Source organism: Bisgaardia hudsonensis (genome assembly GCF_004345785.1).
Classification (GTDB): Bacteria; Pseudomonadota; Gammaproteobacteria; order Enterobacterales; family Pasteurellaceae; genus Bisgaardia; species Bisgaardia hudsonensis.
Genome location: NZ_SLXI01000006.1, coordinates 29,834 through 49,139, shown reverse-complemented (window position 1 = coordinate 49,139; position 19,306 = coordinate 29,834). Strand labels below are relative to the sequence as shown.

The 19,306-nt window shown below is 34.1% G+C and carries 19 protein-coding genes; 8 read left to right on the top strand and 11 right to left on the bottom strand.

The features are described from left to right. Positions 1–103 precede the first annotated feature (103 nt). From hslV to EV697_RS08360, 4 genes are all read left to right on the top strand, one after another. Positions 104–628 carry an ATP-dependent protease subunit HslV gene (gene hslV / locus EV697_RS08375; RefSeq protein WP_132024585.1) on the top strand — a complete coding sequence of 175 codons (525 nt, stop codon included), beginning with the start codon at positions 104–106 and terminating at the stop codon, positions 626–628. 3 nt (positions 629–631) lie between these two features. Next, positions 632–952 (top strand): DMT family transporter, encoded by a 321-nt coding sequence (locus EV697_RS08370; protein WP_132024583.1) that lies wholly within the window; start codon positions 632–634, stop codon positions 950–952. Between the two features lie 18 nt (positions 953–970). Then, positions 971–2,308 (top strand): HslU--HslV peptidase ATPase subunit, encoded by a 1,338-nt coding sequence (gene hslU / locus EV697_RS08365; protein WP_132024581.1) that lies wholly within the window; start codon positions 971–973, stop codon positions 2,306–2,308. Positions 2,309–2,491: 183 nt separating this feature from the next. Beyond that, a complete protein-coding gene (locus EV697_RS08360) occupies positions 2,492–3,742 on the top strand; it encodes a DUF2254 domain-containing protein (RefSeq protein WP_132024579.1) in 1,251 nt (416 codons plus the stop codon). Between the two features lie 63 nt (positions 3,743–3,805). Here the strand turns inward: EV697_RS08360 and proS are convergent, their stop codons facing one another. From proS to EV697_RS08335, 5 genes are all read right to left on the bottom strand, one after another. After that, positions 3,806–5,521, bottom strand: coding sequence for a proline--tRNA ligase (gene proS, locus EV697_RS08355; RefSeq protein ID WP_132024577.1), 1,716 nt, complete (start codon positions 5,519–5,521; stop codon positions 3,806–3,808). A 135-nt stretch (positions 5,522–5,656) separates the two neighbouring features. After that, positions 5,657–6,112, bottom strand: a complete 456-nt coding sequence (gene recX, locus EV697_RS08350; protein WP_132024575.1) for a recombination regulator RecX — start codon at positions 6,110–6,112, stop codon at positions 5,657–5,659. Between the two features lie 149 nt (positions 6,113–6,261). After that, a complete protein-coding gene (gene recA / locus EV697_RS08345) occupies positions 6,262–7,335 on the bottom strand; it encodes a recombinase RecA (protein ID WP_132024573.1) in 1,074 nt (357 codons plus the stop codon). Between the two features lie 120 nt (positions 7,336–7,455). Further along, the gene (locus EV697_RS08340) at positions 7,456–9,375 is read right to left on the bottom strand and encodes an ABC transporter ATP-binding protein (protein WP_132024571.1); all 1,920 of its coding nucleotides are present in this window, start codon (positions 9,373–9,375) and stop codon (positions 7,456–7,458) included. A gap of 154 nt (positions 9,376–9,529) precedes the next feature. Beyond that, positions 9,530–10,843, bottom strand: coding sequence for an anaerobic C4-dicarboxylate transporter (locus tag EV697_RS08335; protein ID WP_132024569.1), 1,314 nt, complete (start codon positions 10,841–10,843; stop codon positions 9,530–9,532). Between the two features lie 270 nt (positions 10,844–11,113). Here EV697_RS08335 and EV697_RS08330 point away from each other — a divergent pair, with 270 nt between their 5' ends. The 4 genes from EV697_RS08330 (at position 11,114) to cysE (ending at position 13,966) form a co-directional block, all read left to right on the top strand. Then, the gene (locus tag EV697_RS08330; RefSeq protein WP_132024567.1) at positions 11,114–11,560 is read left to right on the top strand and encodes a rhodanese-like domain-containing protein; all 447 of its coding nucleotides are present in this window, start codon (positions 11,114–11,116) and stop codon (positions 11,558–11,560) included. 9 nt (positions 11,561–11,569) lie between these two features. Continuing rightward, positions 11,570–12,097: a protein-export chaperone SecB gene (secB, locus tag EV697_RS08325; RefSeq protein WP_132024565.1), complete on the top strand. Its 528-nt coding sequence runs from the start codon at positions 11,570–11,572 to the stop codon at positions 12,095–12,097. Between the two features lie 62 nt (positions 12,098–12,159). After that, positions 12,160–13,179 carry an NAD(P)H-dependent glycerol-3-phosphate dehydrogenase gene (gpsA, locus tag EV697_RS08320; protein WP_132024563.1) on the top strand — a complete coding sequence of 340 codons (1,020 nt, stop codon included), beginning with the start codon at positions 12,160–12,162 and terminating at the stop codon, positions 13,177–13,179. Positions 13,180–13,183: 4 nt separating this feature from the next. Further along, the gene (gene cysE / locus EV697_RS08315) at positions 13,184–13,966 is read left to right on the top strand and encodes a serine O-acetyltransferase (protein ID WP_132024561.1); all 783 of its coding nucleotides are present in this window, start codon (positions 13,184–13,186) and stop codon (positions 13,964–13,966) included. A gap of 73 nt (positions 13,967–14,039) precedes the next feature. On the opposite strand, the gene hemN is transcribed toward cysE, so the two are convergent. The 6 genes from hemN to EV697_RS08285 all read right to left on the bottom strand — a co-directional run bounded on the left by hemN (position 14,040) and on the right by EV697_RS08285 (position 19,280). Further along, positions 14,040–15,407 (bottom strand): oxygen-independent coproporphyrinogen III oxidase, encoded by a 1,368-nt coding sequence (hemN, locus tag EV697_RS08310; RefSeq protein WP_132024559.1) that lies wholly within the window; start codon positions 15,405–15,407, stop codon positions 14,040–14,042. 11 nt (positions 15,408–15,418) lie between these two features. Then, complete coding sequence (locus EV697_RS08305) at positions 15,419–15,853, bottom strand: DUF2489 domain-containing protein (RefSeq protein ID WP_132024557.1); 435 nt, start codon at positions 15,851–15,853, stop codon at positions 15,419–15,421. A gap of 2 nt (positions 15,854–15,855) precedes the next feature. Beyond that, positions 15,856–16,416 (bottom strand): Der GTPase-activating protein YihI, encoded by a 561-nt coding sequence (gene yihI, locus EV697_RS08300; RefSeq protein WP_132024555.1) that lies wholly within the window; start codon positions 16,414–16,416, stop codon positions 15,856–15,858. Between the two features lie 124 nt (positions 16,417–16,540). Beyond that, positions 16,541–16,858 carry a met regulon transcriptional regulator MetJ gene (gene metJ / locus EV697_RS08295; RefSeq protein WP_132024553.1) on the bottom strand — a complete coding sequence of 106 codons (318 nt, stop codon included), beginning with the start codon at positions 16,856–16,858 and terminating at the stop codon, positions 16,541–16,543. A 93-nt stretch (positions 16,859–16,951) separates the two neighbouring features. Beyond that, positions 16,952–17,839, bottom strand: coding sequence for a UTP--glucose-1-phosphate uridylyltransferase GalU (galU, locus tag EV697_RS08290; RefSeq protein ID WP_132024551.1), 888 nt, complete (start codon positions 17,837–17,839; stop codon positions 16,952–16,954). Positions 17,840–17,909: 70 nt separating this feature from the next. Further along, a complete protein-coding gene (locus tag EV697_RS08285; RefSeq protein ID WP_132024549.1) occupies positions 17,910–19,280 on the bottom strand; it encodes a phosphohexomutase domain-containing protein in 1,371 nt (456 codons plus the stop codon). Positions 19,281–19,306: the final 26 nt, after the last annotated feature.

Sequence of the window (19,306 nt, the reverse complement as noted above, 5' to 3'; positions counted from 1 at the left end):
CGAAAATTATACTTAACATAAAAAATAAATTAACATTATCTTGAAAATACTATTTTTACACTCATATAGATAAACAAGTTTATAAATTAAAAAGGAAGAAATTATGACTACAATAGTCAGCGTACGCCGTAATGGGCAAGTTGTCGTAGGAGGAGATGGTCAAGTATCACTCGGCAATACAGTGATGAAAGGGAATGCCAAAAAAGTACGCCGTTTATATAATAATAAAGTTTTAGCAGGCTTTGCTGGAGGAACAGCAGATGCTTTTACCTTATTTGAATTATTCGAAAGAAAATTAGAAATGCATCAAGGGCATTTATTGAAAAGTGCGGTGGAATTAGCAAAAGAATGGCGAACGGATAGAGCATTGCGTAAATTAGAAGCAATGCTAATTGTTGCTGATGAAAAAGAAAGTCTTATTATTACTGGCAATGGCGATGTAGTTCAACCTGAAGAAGATCAAATTCTTGCGATTGGCTCAGGTGGAAATTTTGCTTTATCCGCAGCTCGAGCATTAGTTGATAATACGGAATTATCTGCAAAAGAAATAGTAGAAAAATCACTAAAAATTGCTGGTGATATTTGCGTATTTACCAATACTAACTTTACTATCGAAGTTTTACCTTAAATAATGGCATGGATATACTTAATTATTGCTGGGCTACTCGAAATCGGTTGGCCTATTGGTTTAAAAATAGCGGGCAATATTGAAACACGTATTATCGGTACAGTTATTGCTATCACTTGTATTACAGGTAGTGGAATAGCACTGTGGATTGCTCAAAAATCAATTCCTATGGGAACAGCTTATGCTGTTTGGACAGGTATAGGTGCCGCTGGTGCATTTATTGTCGGAATATTGTTCTATAACGATGCAATAACTTTCTGGCGTACTATTGGTGTATTAATGATTATTGCGGGTGTAATTACCTTAAAATTGGCTTCGCAATAAATAAAAAAGGAATAAATTATGTCTGAAATGACCCCTCGTGAAATCGTCTCTGAACTTGATCAACATATTATCGGGCAGGCAGAAGCAAAAAGATCTGTGGCTATAGCATTAAGAAATCGCTGGCGAAGAATGCAGTTACAAGAACCATTACGCCACGAAGTAACACCTAAAAATATTCTAATGATAGGACCAACTGGTGTCGGTAAAACTGAAATTGCTCGTCGCTTAGCAAAATTAGCTAACGCACCTTTTATTAAAGTTGAAGCAACTAAATTTACTGAAGTTGGCTATGTGGGAAAAGAGGTTGATTCAATTATTCGAGATTTAACAGATAGTGCGATGAAACTCGTTCGTCAAACAGAGATCGAAAAAAATCGTTTTCGAGCAGAGGAAATGGCAGAGGAAAGAGTACTTGATGCCCTCATTCCCCCAGCTAAAAATCAATGGGGAGAAGTAGAGGAAACTCAAGATTCTAGCAATAATACTACTCGTCAGATCTTCCGAAAAAAATTACGCGAAGGACAACTTGATGACAGAGAAATAGAAATTGATGTTGCTAGCCCATCTGTTGGAGTAGAAATAATGGCCCCCCCAGGAATGGAAGATATGACAAACCAGCTACAATCAATGTTCCAAAATCTTTCTAGTGGTAAAACTAAAAAACGCAAAATGAAAATAAAAGATGCGTTAAAAGTGTTAATTGATGATGAAGCGGCTAAATTAATTAATCCAGACAAACTAAAACAACAAGCTATCACGGCAGTAGAACAAAATGGTATCGTATTTATTGATGAGATCGATAAAATTTGTAAAAAAGGGGAATATAGTGGTGCGGATGTTTCTCGTGAAGGTGTACAGCGGGACTTATTGCCATTAGTTGAAGGTTCAACTGTTAATACTAAACACGGTATGGTAAAAACTGATCATATCCTATTCATTGCATCAGGTGCTTTTCAGGTTGCTCGTCCGTCAGACTTAATTCCAGAGTTACAAGGACGCTTACCAATTCGTGTTGAACTTTCAGCATTAACCGCAAATGATTTTGAACGAATCTTAACTGAACCACACGCCTCTTTAACGGAGCAATATCAAGCATTAATGAAAACTGAAGGTGTTGATATTGAGTTTGCACCAGATGCGATTAAAAAAATTGCTGAGGCCTCATTTAGAGTAAATGAGAAAACAGAAAATATTGGCGCTAGACGTTTACACACTGTAATGGAACGCATTATGGATAAAATTTCATTTAATGCGAGTGATATGAATGGTGAGAAAGTTATTATTGATGCTAATTATGTAACAGAAGCACTCGGTGAAATTATAGAAAACGAAGATTTAAGTCGTTTTATTCTTTAAGATAGACTGAAATAGTATCAGAGTGATAATAGTCAAAATTATCACTCTTTTTTATAATATATTGCAGATATTCTATAAAAATACCAATATCCCTCCTACATTTCCTATTTAATATGTGGCTTGATAGTAATTAAATATATAATCTTCTAAAATATCAACATTATTATTACTGAGAAATAAAATATGATGTATCGTTTACTATTAATTCTAAAAAAACCAAGTAATAAACTTTGGGTAACACCAACTTATTCCGCTATTTTTGCGGTCTTTTTTGCCTTCGCTGCTCGTTTAGCCGGTATTTTTCTCCCTCAAGATATTTTACCCTTGATAAAACTCTCTACTCTCGATGATCTTTTAGCAATAATTGCATCCAGTATGCTAGCAGTAAGCACCTTTTCACTTTCTATTATGGTTTCTGCTTTTTCCTCTGCTGCAAATAGCGTGACCCCAAGAGCAACAGATGTCTTGATGAATGACGGAGCGACAAGACAAGCTATTGCAAGTTTTATTTCCGCTTTTATTTATGCAATCATTGCCAAAACAGCTTTAGGTACAGGTTTTTATGAACAGAATGGGAAATTTGTACTATTTATCAGTACAATTATTGTACTAGTCTATTTAATTGTAACCTTAATCCGTTGGGTTTCTACATTATCTCAACTAGGAAGATTAAGTAACACCTTAGATAAAATTCAGAATATTGTACAACAATCATTAACACATTATCGTGAAGAACCTAATATGGGGGCAACTTGGAAAGCTCAGCTAACAGGTAATATCACACCGATTATTTCAGATAAAAATGGTTATCTTACGCATATTGATATGGCATCATTACAACGCTATGCAGAAGATGAAGAAACTTATATTCATATACTTGTACGTCCGGGTGATTTTATTATGCCGCATACTGTTCTAGCTTATCTACAAGATAAACCAGAAAATACCGAAAAAATAACCAATAGTTTTATCGTTGAAAGAGAAAGAAATTTTAGCCAAGATCCTAATTGGGGATTTATTGTTTTAAGTGAGGCTGCACAACGTGCGTTATCACCTGCTATCAATGATCCTGGTACGGCTATGCGAGTGATGACCGGAATAATGTCGATCTTAGCTGATGCAAAACCTGACCCAGAAGATATTGGGCAAAAAGACTATAACCGCTTATCTATTATCCCTCTAAAAACTAAAAATCTCATTTTTGATAGCTTTTCACCAATTTCAAGAGATGGATCTTCAATATTAGAAATAAACTTAGTTATGTTAAAAGTACTTTCAGGTATTTATCATTTGCCAATAGAGCCAGAGATTTGTTCTGCTGCAAAATCAATGGCAGAACAACTCCTTGAAAGAGCAAATCAAAATATGACATTTAAACCTGATATAGTAAAATTACAGAAAAAATATAACGAATTATTTGATACAACAAAATAATACAACTGACAAAAAGTCCAATATATCTTTTGTAAATATATTGGACTTTTTTATAATGAAATATTACTTATTAATTTGTGATTTAATAAAATCTAACAACTGATCTTTACTGATCATTTGTTTTTCGCCAATACGACGATTTTTATATTCAATCTCACCCTTAGCTAAATTCTTTTCACCAATAACAATCATATGCGGAACACCAATTAATTCCATATCCGCAAACATTACGCCTGGACGCTCTTTACGGTCATCTAGAATAACATCTACACCTTGAGATAATAAAGTGCGGTATAATTCTTCTGCATATTTAGCAACGCTTTCTGATTTTTGCATATTCATTGGAACAATAGCTACTGTGAATGGCGCAATAGCATCGGTAGGCCAAATAATTCCTCTGTCATCATTACTTTGCTCAATAGCAGCCGCAACTACACGGCTAACGCCAATACCATAACAGCCCATAATCATCGTTTCTAAACGACCATCTTCCCCTTGAACAGTAGCATTCATTGCTTTTGAATATTTATCACCAAGCTGAAAAATATGTCCAACTTCAATACCACGTTTAATTAATAAGGTACCTTTACCATCTGGACTAGGATCACCTTCAACAACATTTCTTAAATCAGCTACTTTAGGTAAAGGAACATCTCTTTCCCAATTTACATTGAAATAATGTTTACCATCAATATTTGCACCTGTAACAAAATCACTCATAATAGCGACCGAACGATCAACAATAACTGGAATAGTTAAATTAATTGGTCCTAATGAACCCACGCCAGCACCTATTTTTTCTCTAATTACTACTTCATCAGCAAATTCTAATGGTTCGGCAACTTCTGGTAATTTTTGTGCTTTTACCTCATTTAATTCGTGATCACCACGAATAATTAATGCGACCAAAGGTTGTGCTTCTGTTGCACCTTTAACTACAAGCGTTTTAATAATTTTATCGGCAGACAAATTATATTGCTCAACTAAATCTGCAATGGTTTTTGCATTTGGCGTATCAATTAATTCCATTACCGCTGTTGCAGCTTGACGCTCACCAACAGTAATTGCTTCTGCTAATTCAATATTAGCGGCATAATCAGATTCAGTAGAGAAAACAATATCATCTTCGCCACTTTGTGCTAATACTTGAAACTCATGAGAGGCACTACCACCAATAGAACCAGTATCTGCTTGAACCGCTCTGAAATCCAATCCTAAACGATTAAAAATATTGCTATAAGTTTGATACATTACCTCATAGGTTTCTTGTAATGATTCTTTTGTTGTATGAAAAGAATAAGCATCTTTCATTAAAAATTCACGACCACGCATTACACCAAAGCGAGGGCGAACTTCATCGCGAAATTTAGTTTGGATTTGATATAAATTTAATGGTAGCTGCTTATAAGAACTGACTTCACGACGAACTAAATCAGTAATCACTTCTTCGTGAGTTGGTCCCAAAACAAAATCACGATTTCCACGATCCTTGAAACGCAATAATTCTGGTCCATATTGCTCCCAACGAGCAGATTCCTGCCATAATTCAGCAGGTTGTACTACTGGCATTTCAACTTCAATCGCACCACTTTTGTTCATTTCCTCACGCACAATATTTTCAACTTTTTTTAAGACTTTCAGTCCCGTTGGTAGCCAATTATAAAGTCCTGAGGCTAATGGGCGAACCATCCCTGCTCTTAACATTAATTGATGACTAACAACTTGTGCATCATTTGGTGTTTCTTTTAAAGTGGAGAATAAATATTTACTTGCTCTCATTGTTATTCCTATATTCAATAAAATTGTAAAAGTATTTTTAAATAAAAAATTGTTGCTAGTTTACCATTGAGATGAGCGGGCATAAAGAAGAATAATAGAGGTATTGCTGTTAATATTTATTAAACTAATTTGGCACTACCAATCATCTTGTTCCTCATTAATGAAATGAGCAAATTCATCCTTTGTAAATCCTCTCGAAAGCATATAGCGCCAAATTTTTTGCTTACTTTTTAGATCTTGTTTTTCTTGAAAGGAAGGAAATTTTTTACTTAATACAGCAAAGGCAATATTACCCCAATCAATATCACTTTCCATGATTGCCTTGTTAATTGTTTCAGATTGAATACCTTTTAACTGAGTTAATTCTTGTTTAATACGATTAAGTCCATAACCTTTTTTAGATTTCGAATAAAGGTAATTTTCGGTAAATCGCTTATCATTCTGCCAATTCTTTTGTTGACAATGCAAAAGTGTTTCTTCTATTTCTTGTTCTGTAAAATTCTTTTCTTGCATTTTACAACGAATTTCAAACTCGCTATATTCTCTTCTAGCAAGCAATCCTAATACATATCCAAGAGCTAATGACGACATTTCTTTTTCCTATGTTTCATCAATATGTCATATAAAATATTTCTATCATTGTTGATATACGAGTATAGAGAAATTAGTGCTATAAAAAAGTGCGGTTAAAATTATCCACTTTTCAACCACACTTTTAAAAACTGAGAGCACAAAATAAATTAAAAATCAGTATCTAAATCTTTAACTGATGCATCATCTTGTACAACTTCCTCTATATCAGCCAATAAAGTCTGATCTGGATTTGCTAATAACTCCGCCCGTAATTTTGTTTCTATTTCCTGCGCTTTCTCTGGGTGTTCCATTAACCATACCTTAGCGTTCGCTTTACCTTGCCCAATCTTTTCTCCTTCATAAGAGAACCAAGCCCCAGCTTTTCCGACTAATTTATGTTTTACCCCTAAATCTATTAGCTCACCATATTTAGAAATACCTTCCCCGTAAAGAATTTGAAAATCAACTTGACGGAATGGAGGGGCCACTTTATTTTTAACCACCTTGACTCTCGTTTCATTACCAATGATTTCTTCACCATTTTTTACTGCACCGACACGACGAATATCTAAACGCACAGAAGCATAGAATTTTAGTGCATTACCACCAGTTGTCGTTTCAGGATTACCAAACATTACCCCTATTTTCATACGAATTTGGTTAATAAAAATAACCAAGCTGTTCGAGTTTTTAATTTGTCCAGTTAACTTACGCAAGGCTTGTGACATAAGACGAGCCTGTAATCCCATATGAGAATCACCCATATCCCCTTCAATTTCAGCTTTTGGTGTTAAAGCTGCAACAGAATCAACAATAACCACATCAACAGCACCAGAACGAACAAGGGCATCACAAATTTCTAATGCTTGTTCACCATTATCCGGTTGAGAAACAAGAAGATTTTTAACATCGACTCCTAGTTTCGCAGCATAAATCGGATCTAATGCGTGTTCTGCGTCAATAAATGCACAAGTTTTTCCTTCTTTTTGTGCTTGAGCAATAACTGATAAAGTAAGGGTTGTTTTACCAGAAGATTCAGGTCCAAAAATCTCAACAATACGCCCCATTGGCAATCCACCAATACCCAACGCAACATCAAGCCCAAGAGAACCAGTGGAAACCACATCAATATCGAGAGTTTGAGTTTCCCCCAATTTCATTATTGATCCTTTACCAAATTGTTTTTCAATCTGCCCTAATGCTGCTTCAAGTGCTTTTGCTTTTTCTTCTGCCGTTGCCATTTCAATACCTCAGAATTTGTTTATATAAATTTTCAAATAATAATACCTGTATTAATATACAGTATCAAGCATATTTTTTATCTTTTTTAAATTTTGTGATACTCATTCCAAAATTTATAATTATGCTTGTTGCATATTTTCTAAAATTTCTTGTGTTTCCATCCATTCTGTTTCTATTATTTCTAGACTTTTCTTACACTTCACTTGTTCAGCTAAAAGTGCGGTTAATTTTTCTTTATTTTCTGTATCATACAATAATGGATCTGCCAATTGTACTTCTATGTCATTCAACAATGATGAGTGTTTATCTAATTCTTTTTCTAACTTTTCTAAGTTCTTGCGTAATGGTGCTGTTTGTTGACGGAACTCCGCTTCTTTACGCTTTTGTTCCTTGCGATTTAAGTTAGTATTCTCGTTATTATTGATTGTATTTTCTATATCTTTTGATGTAGATCTTATGTCAATTTCACTTAACCATTTTTGATAATCATCTAAATCCCCTTTAAATTCTTCTACTTGCTTATCATGCACTAAATAAAATTCTTCCACTGTATTACGCAATAAATGGCGATCATGGGAAACCACAACTAAAGATCCTTGATAATCGACCAACGCCTCCGTTAATGCCTGACGCATATCTAAATCTAAATGGTTTGTAGGTTCATCAAGTAGTAATAAATTCGGACGTTTCCAAACTATTAATGCCAATACTAAACGTGCTTTTTCACCACCTGAAAAAGAAGCCACTTGTTGCTTAACTTTGTCACCATGAAAAGCAAAGCTTCCTAAATAATCTCTCACTTGCTGTTCTGTTTGCTCTGGTGCAATGTGTTGCAAATGCCACAATGCACTTTCATCTGCTCTCAAAGTATCTAGCTGATGTTGAGCAAAATAACCTAATTCAACACCTTTTGCTAAAGTTACTTCACCTGATAATGGTTGCAATTCTTGTGCTAATAATTTAATAAGTGTTGACTTACCAGCTCCATTTTTACCTAATAATCCAATTCTAGAGCCAGGAACAAGATTTAACTTAATTTTTTGTAAAATTTCTACCGCACTTTGTTGTTCACCATAACCTGCAGCAACCTTGTTCATTGATACTAAAGGATTTGGCAAGGAAATAGGATCCCTAAACTTAAATGTAAATGGATTATCTACATAAGCTGGGGCTATTAACTCCATTCGTTCTAATGCTTTAACACGGCTTTGAGCTTGCTTTGCTTTTGTAGCTTTAGCTTTAAAACGATCAATATATTGTTGTAAATGTTCAATTTTTTGTTGTTGCTGACGATATAATGCCGATTGTTGTGCTAACTTGGTTGCCCTTTGAATTTCAAAAGACGAATAATCTCCGGTGTATTCATTTAATTTTAGATTTTCAATATGTAGGATCTTATTAACAATGGGATCAAGAAAATCACGGTCATGAGAAATCAGTACCAAAGTACCTTGATATTGTACCAACCAACGTTCTAACCAAACCACCGCTTCTAAATCTAAATGGTTTGTCGGCTCATCTAATAATAATAAATCTGATGGACAGAGTAATGCTTGCGCTAAGTTTAAACGCATTCTCCATCCTCCTGAAAAAGATTTAACAGGATATTGTAACTGTTCTTGTTCAAAACCTAGACCATGTAATAAAGCTGAGGCTCTTGCTTGTATTGTCCAAGCATCAATATTATCGAGTTGTTCATGAATATGAGCAATGGCATTGCCATCATTATTGATATTGGCGAGTTCTAACTCTTTTTGTAAGCGACAATATTCTCTATCCCCTTCTATAACATAATCTACAGCACGAGTTTCTAATGCTGGGGTTTCCTGATTTACCCAAGATAATTTCCAATGGTTAGGAAAATTAACTTCACCACCTTCCGCCACCATTTCATTCTTTAATAAACCGAATAAGGAGGATTTACCACAACCATTTTTACCCACTAATCCCACTTTTTGCCCAGGATTAATCGAAGCACTCGCTTCTTCTAGCAATAATGTTTGTCCACGTTTCAACGTTAAATTTGTAAAAAATATCATTATGTTAATTTTATAAAATAAATAGTAAATGTTATTAAAAATAGGATTGATCAATATTGTGTACTTTATTGATATAGATTGCAAAATAAAAAAATACCGCACTTTGCTCATTATTCAAATAAAGTGCGGTAATTTTTAAATTAGTTTTTAATTTTTATAAAAATAAATTAGCAAACAATAATCCAAAACCGATACTAAATGCCATGCTCAATAAACCTGGTAACATAAAGCTGTGGTTAAAGATGTATTTACCAATTCTTGTTGTTCCTGTGGTATCAAAGTCAATAGAGGCAATAATTGGTCCATAATTGGGAATAAAGAAATAGCCATTTACGGCAACAAATACACCAATTAAAACAGGTACGGGAATACCTAATGCGATACCAACAGGGAATAATGTTGCTACTGTTGCGCCTTGACTATTTACTAACACAGAAAGTAAAAATAATGCAAATGCAAAAGTCCATGGAGCGGTTTCAACTAATGTTTTAACTGCTTCTTTTAACTCTCCCATATGTGCTTGCATTAGGGTATCACCTAACCAAGCTATACCAAAAATAGCAATTACCGCTCTCATTCCAGCGTGGAATACTGAACCTTGCGTAATCGCATTACCATTTGGTTTACATACTAAAATAATTAACGCACCAATAGCTAACATAATTATTTCAATAGTATGAGCCATCGCCATCGCTTTACCATTGAATTCAGGTCTTAAAGATGGAAACGCTCCCATCACAACAACTAATAATGCACCAAATAAAAATAATCCGACAGAAACTTTAGCTGAGCTAGAGACTTCAGCTTCAATTGGATTTGTATCAATATGGTTTTCTTTAACATATTCAGGATCTTGTAATAATTTTTGATAATGAGGATCATCTTTTAACTCTTTCCCCATTTTATTAACAAAAATACAAGCAAAAAAGATACCTAATACAGTAGATGGCATTGTTACCATTAATATATCAGCTAACGTGATACCTTGTGGTTCCAAAAATGCAACAACAGAAACCACTGCAGCAGCGATTGGGCTAGCAACAATCGCAAATTGAGAAGCTATAACTGCCATTGATAATGGGCGTTCAGGACGAATACCATTATGACGACTCACTTCAGCAATAACAGGTAATACTGAATAAGCGACATGTCCTGTCCCTGCAAAAACGGTAAAAATCCAAGTTACCGCAGGTGCCATAAAAGTAATATATTTTGGATGCTTACGTAAGATACTGGCAGCAATTTTGATCATATAATCTAAGCCTCCAGCAGCTTGCATAGAAGCAGCGGCTGCAACAACAGCCATTACCATTAACATAACGTCTATAGGCAATCCGCCTGGTTCTAAACCAAATCCAAACGCTAAGATGGAAAGTCCAACACCACCCATTACCCCTAATCCAATACCACCAATTCTGGCACCGATTAAAATACAAATTAATACAATTGCAAATTGAAGAAAAAACATAATACTCTCCTGCTTGTTGAACCAATAATCACATTACGAATAATCGTAACTTATTCATAACACATAAATTTAATTAGCTTGTTATATAATACAAACAATCAATGTAACAAGTGGGCTAATTTTATTGCAAATATAACAGCAAATAAATACAGTCGCTATAATATAGATCAAATTAAATAGGAATAGTTTTTCTGAAAAATTTTGAAAGATAACTAAAGAGCGGTTATACTTAGTCTCTCTATTCTAATCACTTTAAAGTATGGAAAAAACATGGAAGAATATTTACCTTTGGTAGTCAATTTTGCAAAAAATCATAGTTTAATGGTTATTTGTTGGTTCGCTGTATTTTTTGCTGTTATTTATACCTTTGTACAATCAGCAATGAGTAAAACTAAAACCATCAACAATAATGAAGCAATCTCACTAATTAATAATGAAGATGCTATTGTTATTGATTTACGCAGTATCGAGGAATTTCAAAAAGGACATATCATCAATAGTCTAAATATATTACCAACAGAGATCAAAAACCATAATATAGGTAAAATAGAACACCATAAAGAAAAGCCTGTTATCGTGGTATGTGCAACAGGTTTATCAGCAAAAACCTCTGCAGAATTATTAGCTAAACAAGGTTTTAACCATGTTTATTCTCTGCAAGAAGGTATTAATGGTTGGAATACTGCAAACTTACCATTAACAAGAAAACATAAATAAGGAAAAATCATGTCTGAAAAAAATGAACAAAACGTAGCAACTGAAAGTGAAGATTCAGGTACACAAGCAACCTTAGAAATTCAACGTATTTATGTAAAAGACATCTCTTTTGAAGCGCCTAATTTACCCCATATTTTCCAACAAGAATGGAAACCACAATTAAAATTTGATTTAAATACGGAAGCAACTCAATTAAGCGAAGATCTATATGAGGTATGCTTAAATATCTCAACAGAAACAACATTAGAAGATAGCGGAGATGTTGCATTTATTTGTGAAGTAAAACAAGCTGGTGTATTCACAATTAGTGGTTTAGATGATATGCAAATGGCGCATTGTTTAACATCACAATGCCCAAATATGTTATTCCCTTATGCAAGAGAATTAATTGCAAATCTTGTTAACAGAGGAACGTTTCCTGCACTAAATCTTTCTCCAGTCAATTTTGATGCGTTATTTCTAGACTATTTACAACGCCAACAAGATCAAGCTGAAAAAGTAGAAGAGAAAGAAGAAAATAGCAAAGAAATTCATTAATCTTGCTAAAGCATGAGAGAAACTAACTCTCTCATGCAATATCGACTATTTGGAAGACCAAAATGGATTCAGAAAATAGAGTAATACCAACACCTATTAGTATTTTAGGGGCAGGATCTTATGGTACTTCGTTAGCTATTGCATTTTCTCGCAATGGCGGAACTACATATCTATGGGGTCATAATCCCGAAACTTGCAAGCAATTATCTAAAACCCGTAAAAATCAAGCTTTTCTTCCCGATATCATCTTCCCCGATGAATTAGTCATTGAGTCAGATCTCCGTTCGGTAATCCAAGCCTCTCGAGATTTACTAATAGTTGTTCCAAGCCATGTATTTGGTGAAATAATTGACAAAATAAAACCGCACTTAAACAAAGATCATCGTATTGCTTGGGCAACAAAGGGACTTGAGCGAAATACTGGCAGATTATTGCAAGAAGTCGTAGAGGATAAGTTGGGTAAAAACTATCCCCTTGCAGTCTTATCGGGTCCAACCTTTGCAAAAGAACTTGCAATAGGTATGCCAACAGCAATAACTTTAGCATCAAATAATCAAGAATTTGCACTTGAACTACAACATCGCATTCATTGTAGTAAAAATTTCAGAGTTTATATCAACAACGATATGATCGGCGTTCAACTAGGTGGTGCAATAAAAAATGTCATTGCAATTAGTGCGGGAATGTCCGATGGAATGGGGTTTGGAGCTAATGCAAGAACAGCATTAATTACAAGAGGTATAGCAGAAATTAGTCGTCTAGGGCTTTCTTTAGGTGCTGATCCTAAAACCTTTATGGGTATGTCTGGTCTTGGGGATTTAGTACTAACTTGTACAGATAATCAATCTCGTAATCGTCGATTTGGACTAATGTTAGGACAAGGTATTGATACCCAAAAAGCAATGGAGGAAATAGGTCAGATTGTTGAAGGATTTTACAATACAAAGGAAGCCCATTTGCTTGCAAAACGTCAAGGAATTGAAATGCCAATTACAGAACAAATATATCAAGTGCTATTTTGTGGTAAAAATGCTCAAGATGTAGCAAAATCGTTGTTATCAAGAGAGAAAAAAGGAGAATAGCAATATGCCTATTGAGCTTTGGGAGGAAATTCGTCAAGAAGTTGAAGAGTTAGTCAAAGAAGAACCAATGCTAGCAAGTTTCTACCATTCTACAATTCTGAAACATAATAATCTAGGTAATGCGTTAAGCTATATTCTAGCGAATAAGTTGGCAAACCCAATTATGCCTGCAATCGCACTACGTGAGATTATTGAGGAGGCATATCAATCTAAACCAAGTATTATTATCAGTGCTTCTTATGATATACACGCTGTACGACATAGAGATCCCGCTGTTGATCGCTATTCTACACCACTCCTCTATTTAAAAGGATATCAAGCACTACAAAGTTATCGAATAACGCATTATCTTTGGCAACAAGGTCGCAAAGCAATCGCTATTTATTTGCAAAACCAAATATCTGTTGCGTTTGATGTTGATATTCACCCAGCAGCGAAAATTGGTCATGGAATAATGTTTGACCATGCAACAGGAATTGTTATCGGAGAAACATCTGTTATTGAAAATGATGTATCTCTTCTACAAGGTGTAACACTTGGAGGAACCGGAAAAGAAACAGGTGATAGACATCCCAAAATCAGAGAAGGTGTGATGATTGGTGCTGGAGCTAAAGTATTAGGAAATATAGAAATAGGTAAATATGCTAAAATTGGCGCAAATTCAGTTGTGCTACAAGAGGTTCCAGAATATACCACGGTTGCAGGTGTTCCAGCCAAAGTTATTAGAAAAGAGGAAACGGCAAAGCCAGCCTTCGAAATGAACCAATGTTTTATTAATGATAACTAATATATAATTTCAAACAGTATACTACTTTAGAAAATAGCACTTAATATTAAGTGCTATTTTATATAAATAAAAACTAAATAATTCTTGAAAATTGTTGTCTCTTTGCTTGCTGTCTTGAATAAGTATCAAAACATAAGCAAATATTCCGAATTAACAACCGCCCTTTTGAAGATACTTGTAAACCTTCATCACTAATTGATAACAAATCATCTTCAACTAGTGGAGCAAGTAATGCTAAGTCCTCTTTAAAATGTTCTTTAAAATTAATATGATATAAATTTTCAATTGATTTGTAATCAAGTTTAAAATTACAAATTAATTGTTTAATCACATCACGACGCAAACAATCTTCATTAGTCATTTTTAACCCTTTATGCAAAGCAATTCCCGTTGCTTCAATACTTGCATAATAGTGCTTTAATTCTTTTTGATTTTGAGCATAATGATCACCAAGTAAACTAATAGCAGAAACACCCAATCCCAACAAATCACATTCTTCCTGTGTGGTATAGCCTTGGAAATTACGATGTAAAATACCTTTCTCTTGAGCAATGGCTAATTCATCATCAGGTTTCGCAAAATGATCCATACCAATAAAACGATAACCTGCTGTTCTCAAGGTTTCAATAGTCTTTTGTAAAATAATTAATTTTGTTTCTGGACTAGGTAATTGTGCATCTTTAATTTTTGCTTGCCCTGCAAATCTTGATGGTAAATGAGCATAATTAAATACACTTAAACGATCAGGATTAAGATCGATTACTTTTTTTAAAGTAAACATAAAACTTTCCACATCCTGCAATGGCAATCCATAAATTAAATCTAAATTAATAGATTGAAAGCCTAACGCTCTTGCCCTTTCAATAAGTAGAGAAATAAAAGCTTCATCTTGCTGACGATTAATTGCTTGTTGAACCGCTTTATTAAAATCTTGGATACCCATACTAATTCGATTAAAACCGATATTTTGTAAATGATCCAACATTGAAAGTTCAATTTCTCTAGGATCCATTTCAATACTAATTTCGGCATCATCAGCAATTTTAAAATTATCGGTTAACATATTCATTAAACGAGCCGACTGTTCTTCTGTCAAATAAGTAGGTGTTCCACCTCCCCAATGAATTTGAGTAACTAGCCTATTCTGAAATAATTTAGCTCGCTGTTTCACTTCTTTTTCTACATAATCTAGATAAATATCTGCTTTATGCTGATGTCTTGTAATAGTTTTATTACATGCACAAAAATAACAAAGCTTATGACAAAACGGAATATGTACATATAACGAAAGGGGACGTTCTGGATAACGATTTACTGCCTCTTTAAAATCTTCATTCGTATAACTATCACTAAATTCTAATGCGGTAGGATAGGACGTGTATCTTGGTCCAGAATTATTATATTTTTTAATTAATTCTAAATCCCAAGTAATATCTGACATATATTGCTTCCTTAATAATTTTCTATATCAATTAATAATTGACGTAACTCCAACATAATGCTTTCTTCAAGACTAGCCTCTGCATTTTCACGTTTTATATCTAAACGCATACGCTCATTTTTCTTTAACTCTCTACGAGCCTCATGAGTAGGCATATCCATTACAACTTCATATAAGCTAAACATAGCTTGATAATCGCTTAATCTCTTACCTAGAGGGTCTAATAGCATCTTTAGACGAATAACCCCCTCCGAATGATTACATTCATTAGTCTGCATAGCTTTAGCTATAATGACAATACTTTCTTTTAATCTTAAAATTCTCGCTTGTTGAGCATCTTTAAATTTCTTTTTCTGTTTTTGTAATGCTGATAACAAACGAACAGTATAACCTATCATAGCCACAATGATGGCTATTCCTAAAATAAGTAAAATCTTTATCCACATAATTATTTAAACTGATTGATGTCAATTTTTTCAAAAGTGCGGTATAAATCTTCCTCACTTTCTTCTTCTATACCCAATTCATTCATTAAATTAGCAATACGTTCTAAACATTCATCAACAAATTTCTGATCATCTTGCGTAATTTTTTTGCCATTATCTAAATCATCTAATAATTGATTTAAGCATTCATTATTTTCTAATTGCTCTAGTTCCAACATAGGATCAAGAATATTGTCCTTAATATTTTTTTGCTCTGATGAGATAACCATCCCTTTTTCTGGCTTATTAATAAACTCAACAAATAAAGGAATTTTCTTACGACTTCCCACACGAGGATCTTTATTTAAACTAGATTGAACATTTTGTGTAGTATCCATCACATTATGACGTGATCCTGAGGCTAATCCCTTATGTTTTTTCTTTTTCTTATCTTCTCTAGCTAACATATCTAATTCATAACGAGTTGATTTACTACCTAGACGTTTAGGTGTTTCTTTTTGATTATCAGCCTTACGAGCAGGCATAACATCAGTAACGCGTCTTGTTTTTTTCTGGCGAGCCATAAATTATTATCTCTTTTGATTTATTACGTTAATGTGCTGAATTGTAGCACTCTAATCCATATTTCTCACTAACTAATACGAATAAAAAATGCGACCTACTAAGATCGCATATCATCAGTTTACACTAATATTCCCATTTATCTGGCTCAATTCCTAAAGATCGCATAATTTCTTTAGCTTCCTCAGGAATCTCATCATGCCTTTCTTTTAATAGATCTTCATCTGTAGGTAAAGGTTGACCAGTAAACGCATGTAAAAAAGCCTCGCATAACAACTCACTATTGGTAGCATGACGCAAATTTTGAATTTGCCGGCGAGTACGTTCATTTGTTAAAATTTCCAATACCTTGAGAGGAATAGAAACTGTCACCTTTTTTACTTGCTCGCTTTTCTTGCCGTGCTCTGCATAAGGGCTTATATATTTACCGTCCCAATCTACCATATTAATAACCTTATAAGTAATAATAATGAAACCAGCATTTTAATAAAAAACTTAAAAATTAGCAATCTAGATACCTAGATATCTAATATAACGTTATAAAGTTTTAGCAAGTTCTTTTAAATAAGTTTTAAATTTTTCTGACAAGGATGGATGATGTAAGCCATATTCTACAAAAGCTTCCATATAACCTATCTTATCGCCACAATCAAAACTTTTACCAGTCATATGAAAAGCTTCTACTGACTCTTCTTCTATCAGCATATCAATAGCATCAGTTAATTGAATTTCATCTCCTACACCTATAGGTGTTTTCTCTAATAAATCCCAAATCTTTTCAGAAAAGACATAACGACCAACAACAGCTAAATTAGAAGGAGCATCTTCAATACTTGGCTTTTCGACTATAGATTGGATTCTTATGCTCTCTCCACCCGATAATTCTGCTCCATTACAATCCACAATACCATAGCTACTTACTTCATTTTTTGCTACTGGTGCAACCATAATTTGACTCAGGTTAGTTTCCTTAAAACGTTTTACCATAGCACTTAAATTTTCATTTTTTGGGTTTGCGGAAAAATCGGCCAATAAAACATCAGGTAATACAACAACAAAAGGCTCACGCCCAACCAAAGGTTTACCACATAGAACAGCATGTCCCAATCCTTTTGCATGCCCTTGTCGAACGTGCATAATAGTTACATCTTTAGGACAAATAGAACGCACTTCATCAAGTAACTGTCGCTTAACTCGCTTTTCCAACATTGTTTCTAATTCAAAAGAAGTATCAAAATGGTTCTCAATAGCATTTTTTGAAGAATGCGTTACAAGAACAATCTCTTTAATTCCTGCTGCAACACATTCATTGACAACATATTGAATTAATGGTTTATCCACTAATGTAAGCATCTCTTTGGGAATTGCTTTCGTCGCAGGGAGCATTCGCGTACCAAGTCCAGCGACAGGGATAATTGCTTTCATTATGTATCCTTAAATCTTGATAACAAAGTCCGCACTCAGTACAACTAAGTGGGGTTATTTTTGAGGTAATTTATTGACGCAATAGTAATAGTGCTAATATTTCATTTGTTTTTTCGTCCATTAATTTCTTATCACCTCGAGTTTCTAAATTAAGACGAACGACGGGCTCAGTATTTGAACTACGCAAATTAAAACGCCAATTAGGAAATTCAACACTAATACCATCAATTTCATTCACGCTTAACGCTTCTTTTTCATAAGCTGCAAGTACACGAGCAATAGAAGCTTTTGCATCAGTTAATTTACTATTAATTTCACCTGGTGATGGATAAGTATCTATACTATTACCAACAAGTTCACCTAATGTTTTACCTGTAGTAGAAAGTAACTCAATAACTAATAACCAAGGAATCATGCCACTATCACAGTAGAAGAAATCTCGGAAATAATGGTGCGCACTCATCTCACCGCCATAAACCGCATCAACTTCACGCATTTTTTCTTTAATGAATGAGTGACCTGATTTAGACATTACTGCTGTGCCACCATTTTCCTCTACTAATTTCACTGTATTCCAAATTAAACGTGGATCGTAGATAATTTTAGCACCTTTATTCTTTTGTAAGAATGCTTGTCCTAATAAACCAACAATATAGTATCCTTCTATAAAGCCACCATTTTCATCAAATAAAAAACAGCGGTCAAAATCACCATCAAAAGCAATCCCTATATCTGCTTTATGTTTCAATACAGCATCAATGGTATCTTGACGATTTTCAGGTAAAATTGGGTTAGGAATACCATTAGGGAATGTCCCATCGGGATTATTATGTACTTTAATGAACTCTACTGGCACCTGCTTTGCTTTAAATTGCGCTTCAATAGCATCAATTACATGACCTGCCGCACCATTGCCAGAGTTAATCACTAACTTCATAGGCTTTAAATGATTTAAATTAATATAAGAGAGTAAATGTTCAACATAATCACCTAATACAGACAACTGCTTATATTCTCCTCTCTTAGTTACTTCTGAAAAATTATTTTCTTCAGCAAGACGTTGAATATCCGCTAAACCAGTATCTGCACTAATTGGTCGAGAACCTTCCCTAACAAGTTTTAAACCATTAAAATCCATAGGGTTATGACTAGCGGTAACTTCAATTCCACCATCAGTTTTTAAGAATGAAGTAGCAAAATAAACTTCTTCTGTGCCAGTTTCACCAAGATCGATAACATTAACACCTGAATCTAATAATCCATTTGTAACCGCGCTTTTTAGTTCTTTACTGGTTAAACGAACATCACCACCAACAACAATTGTTTTAGGTTTTAAAAATTCACCAAAAGCCCTACCAATACGATAAACAATATCAACATTAAGTTCATCACCCAAACGACCTCGAATATCATAGGCTTTAAAACAAGTTAGTTTATTCATAATTTCTCCATTCTAAAATAAATACT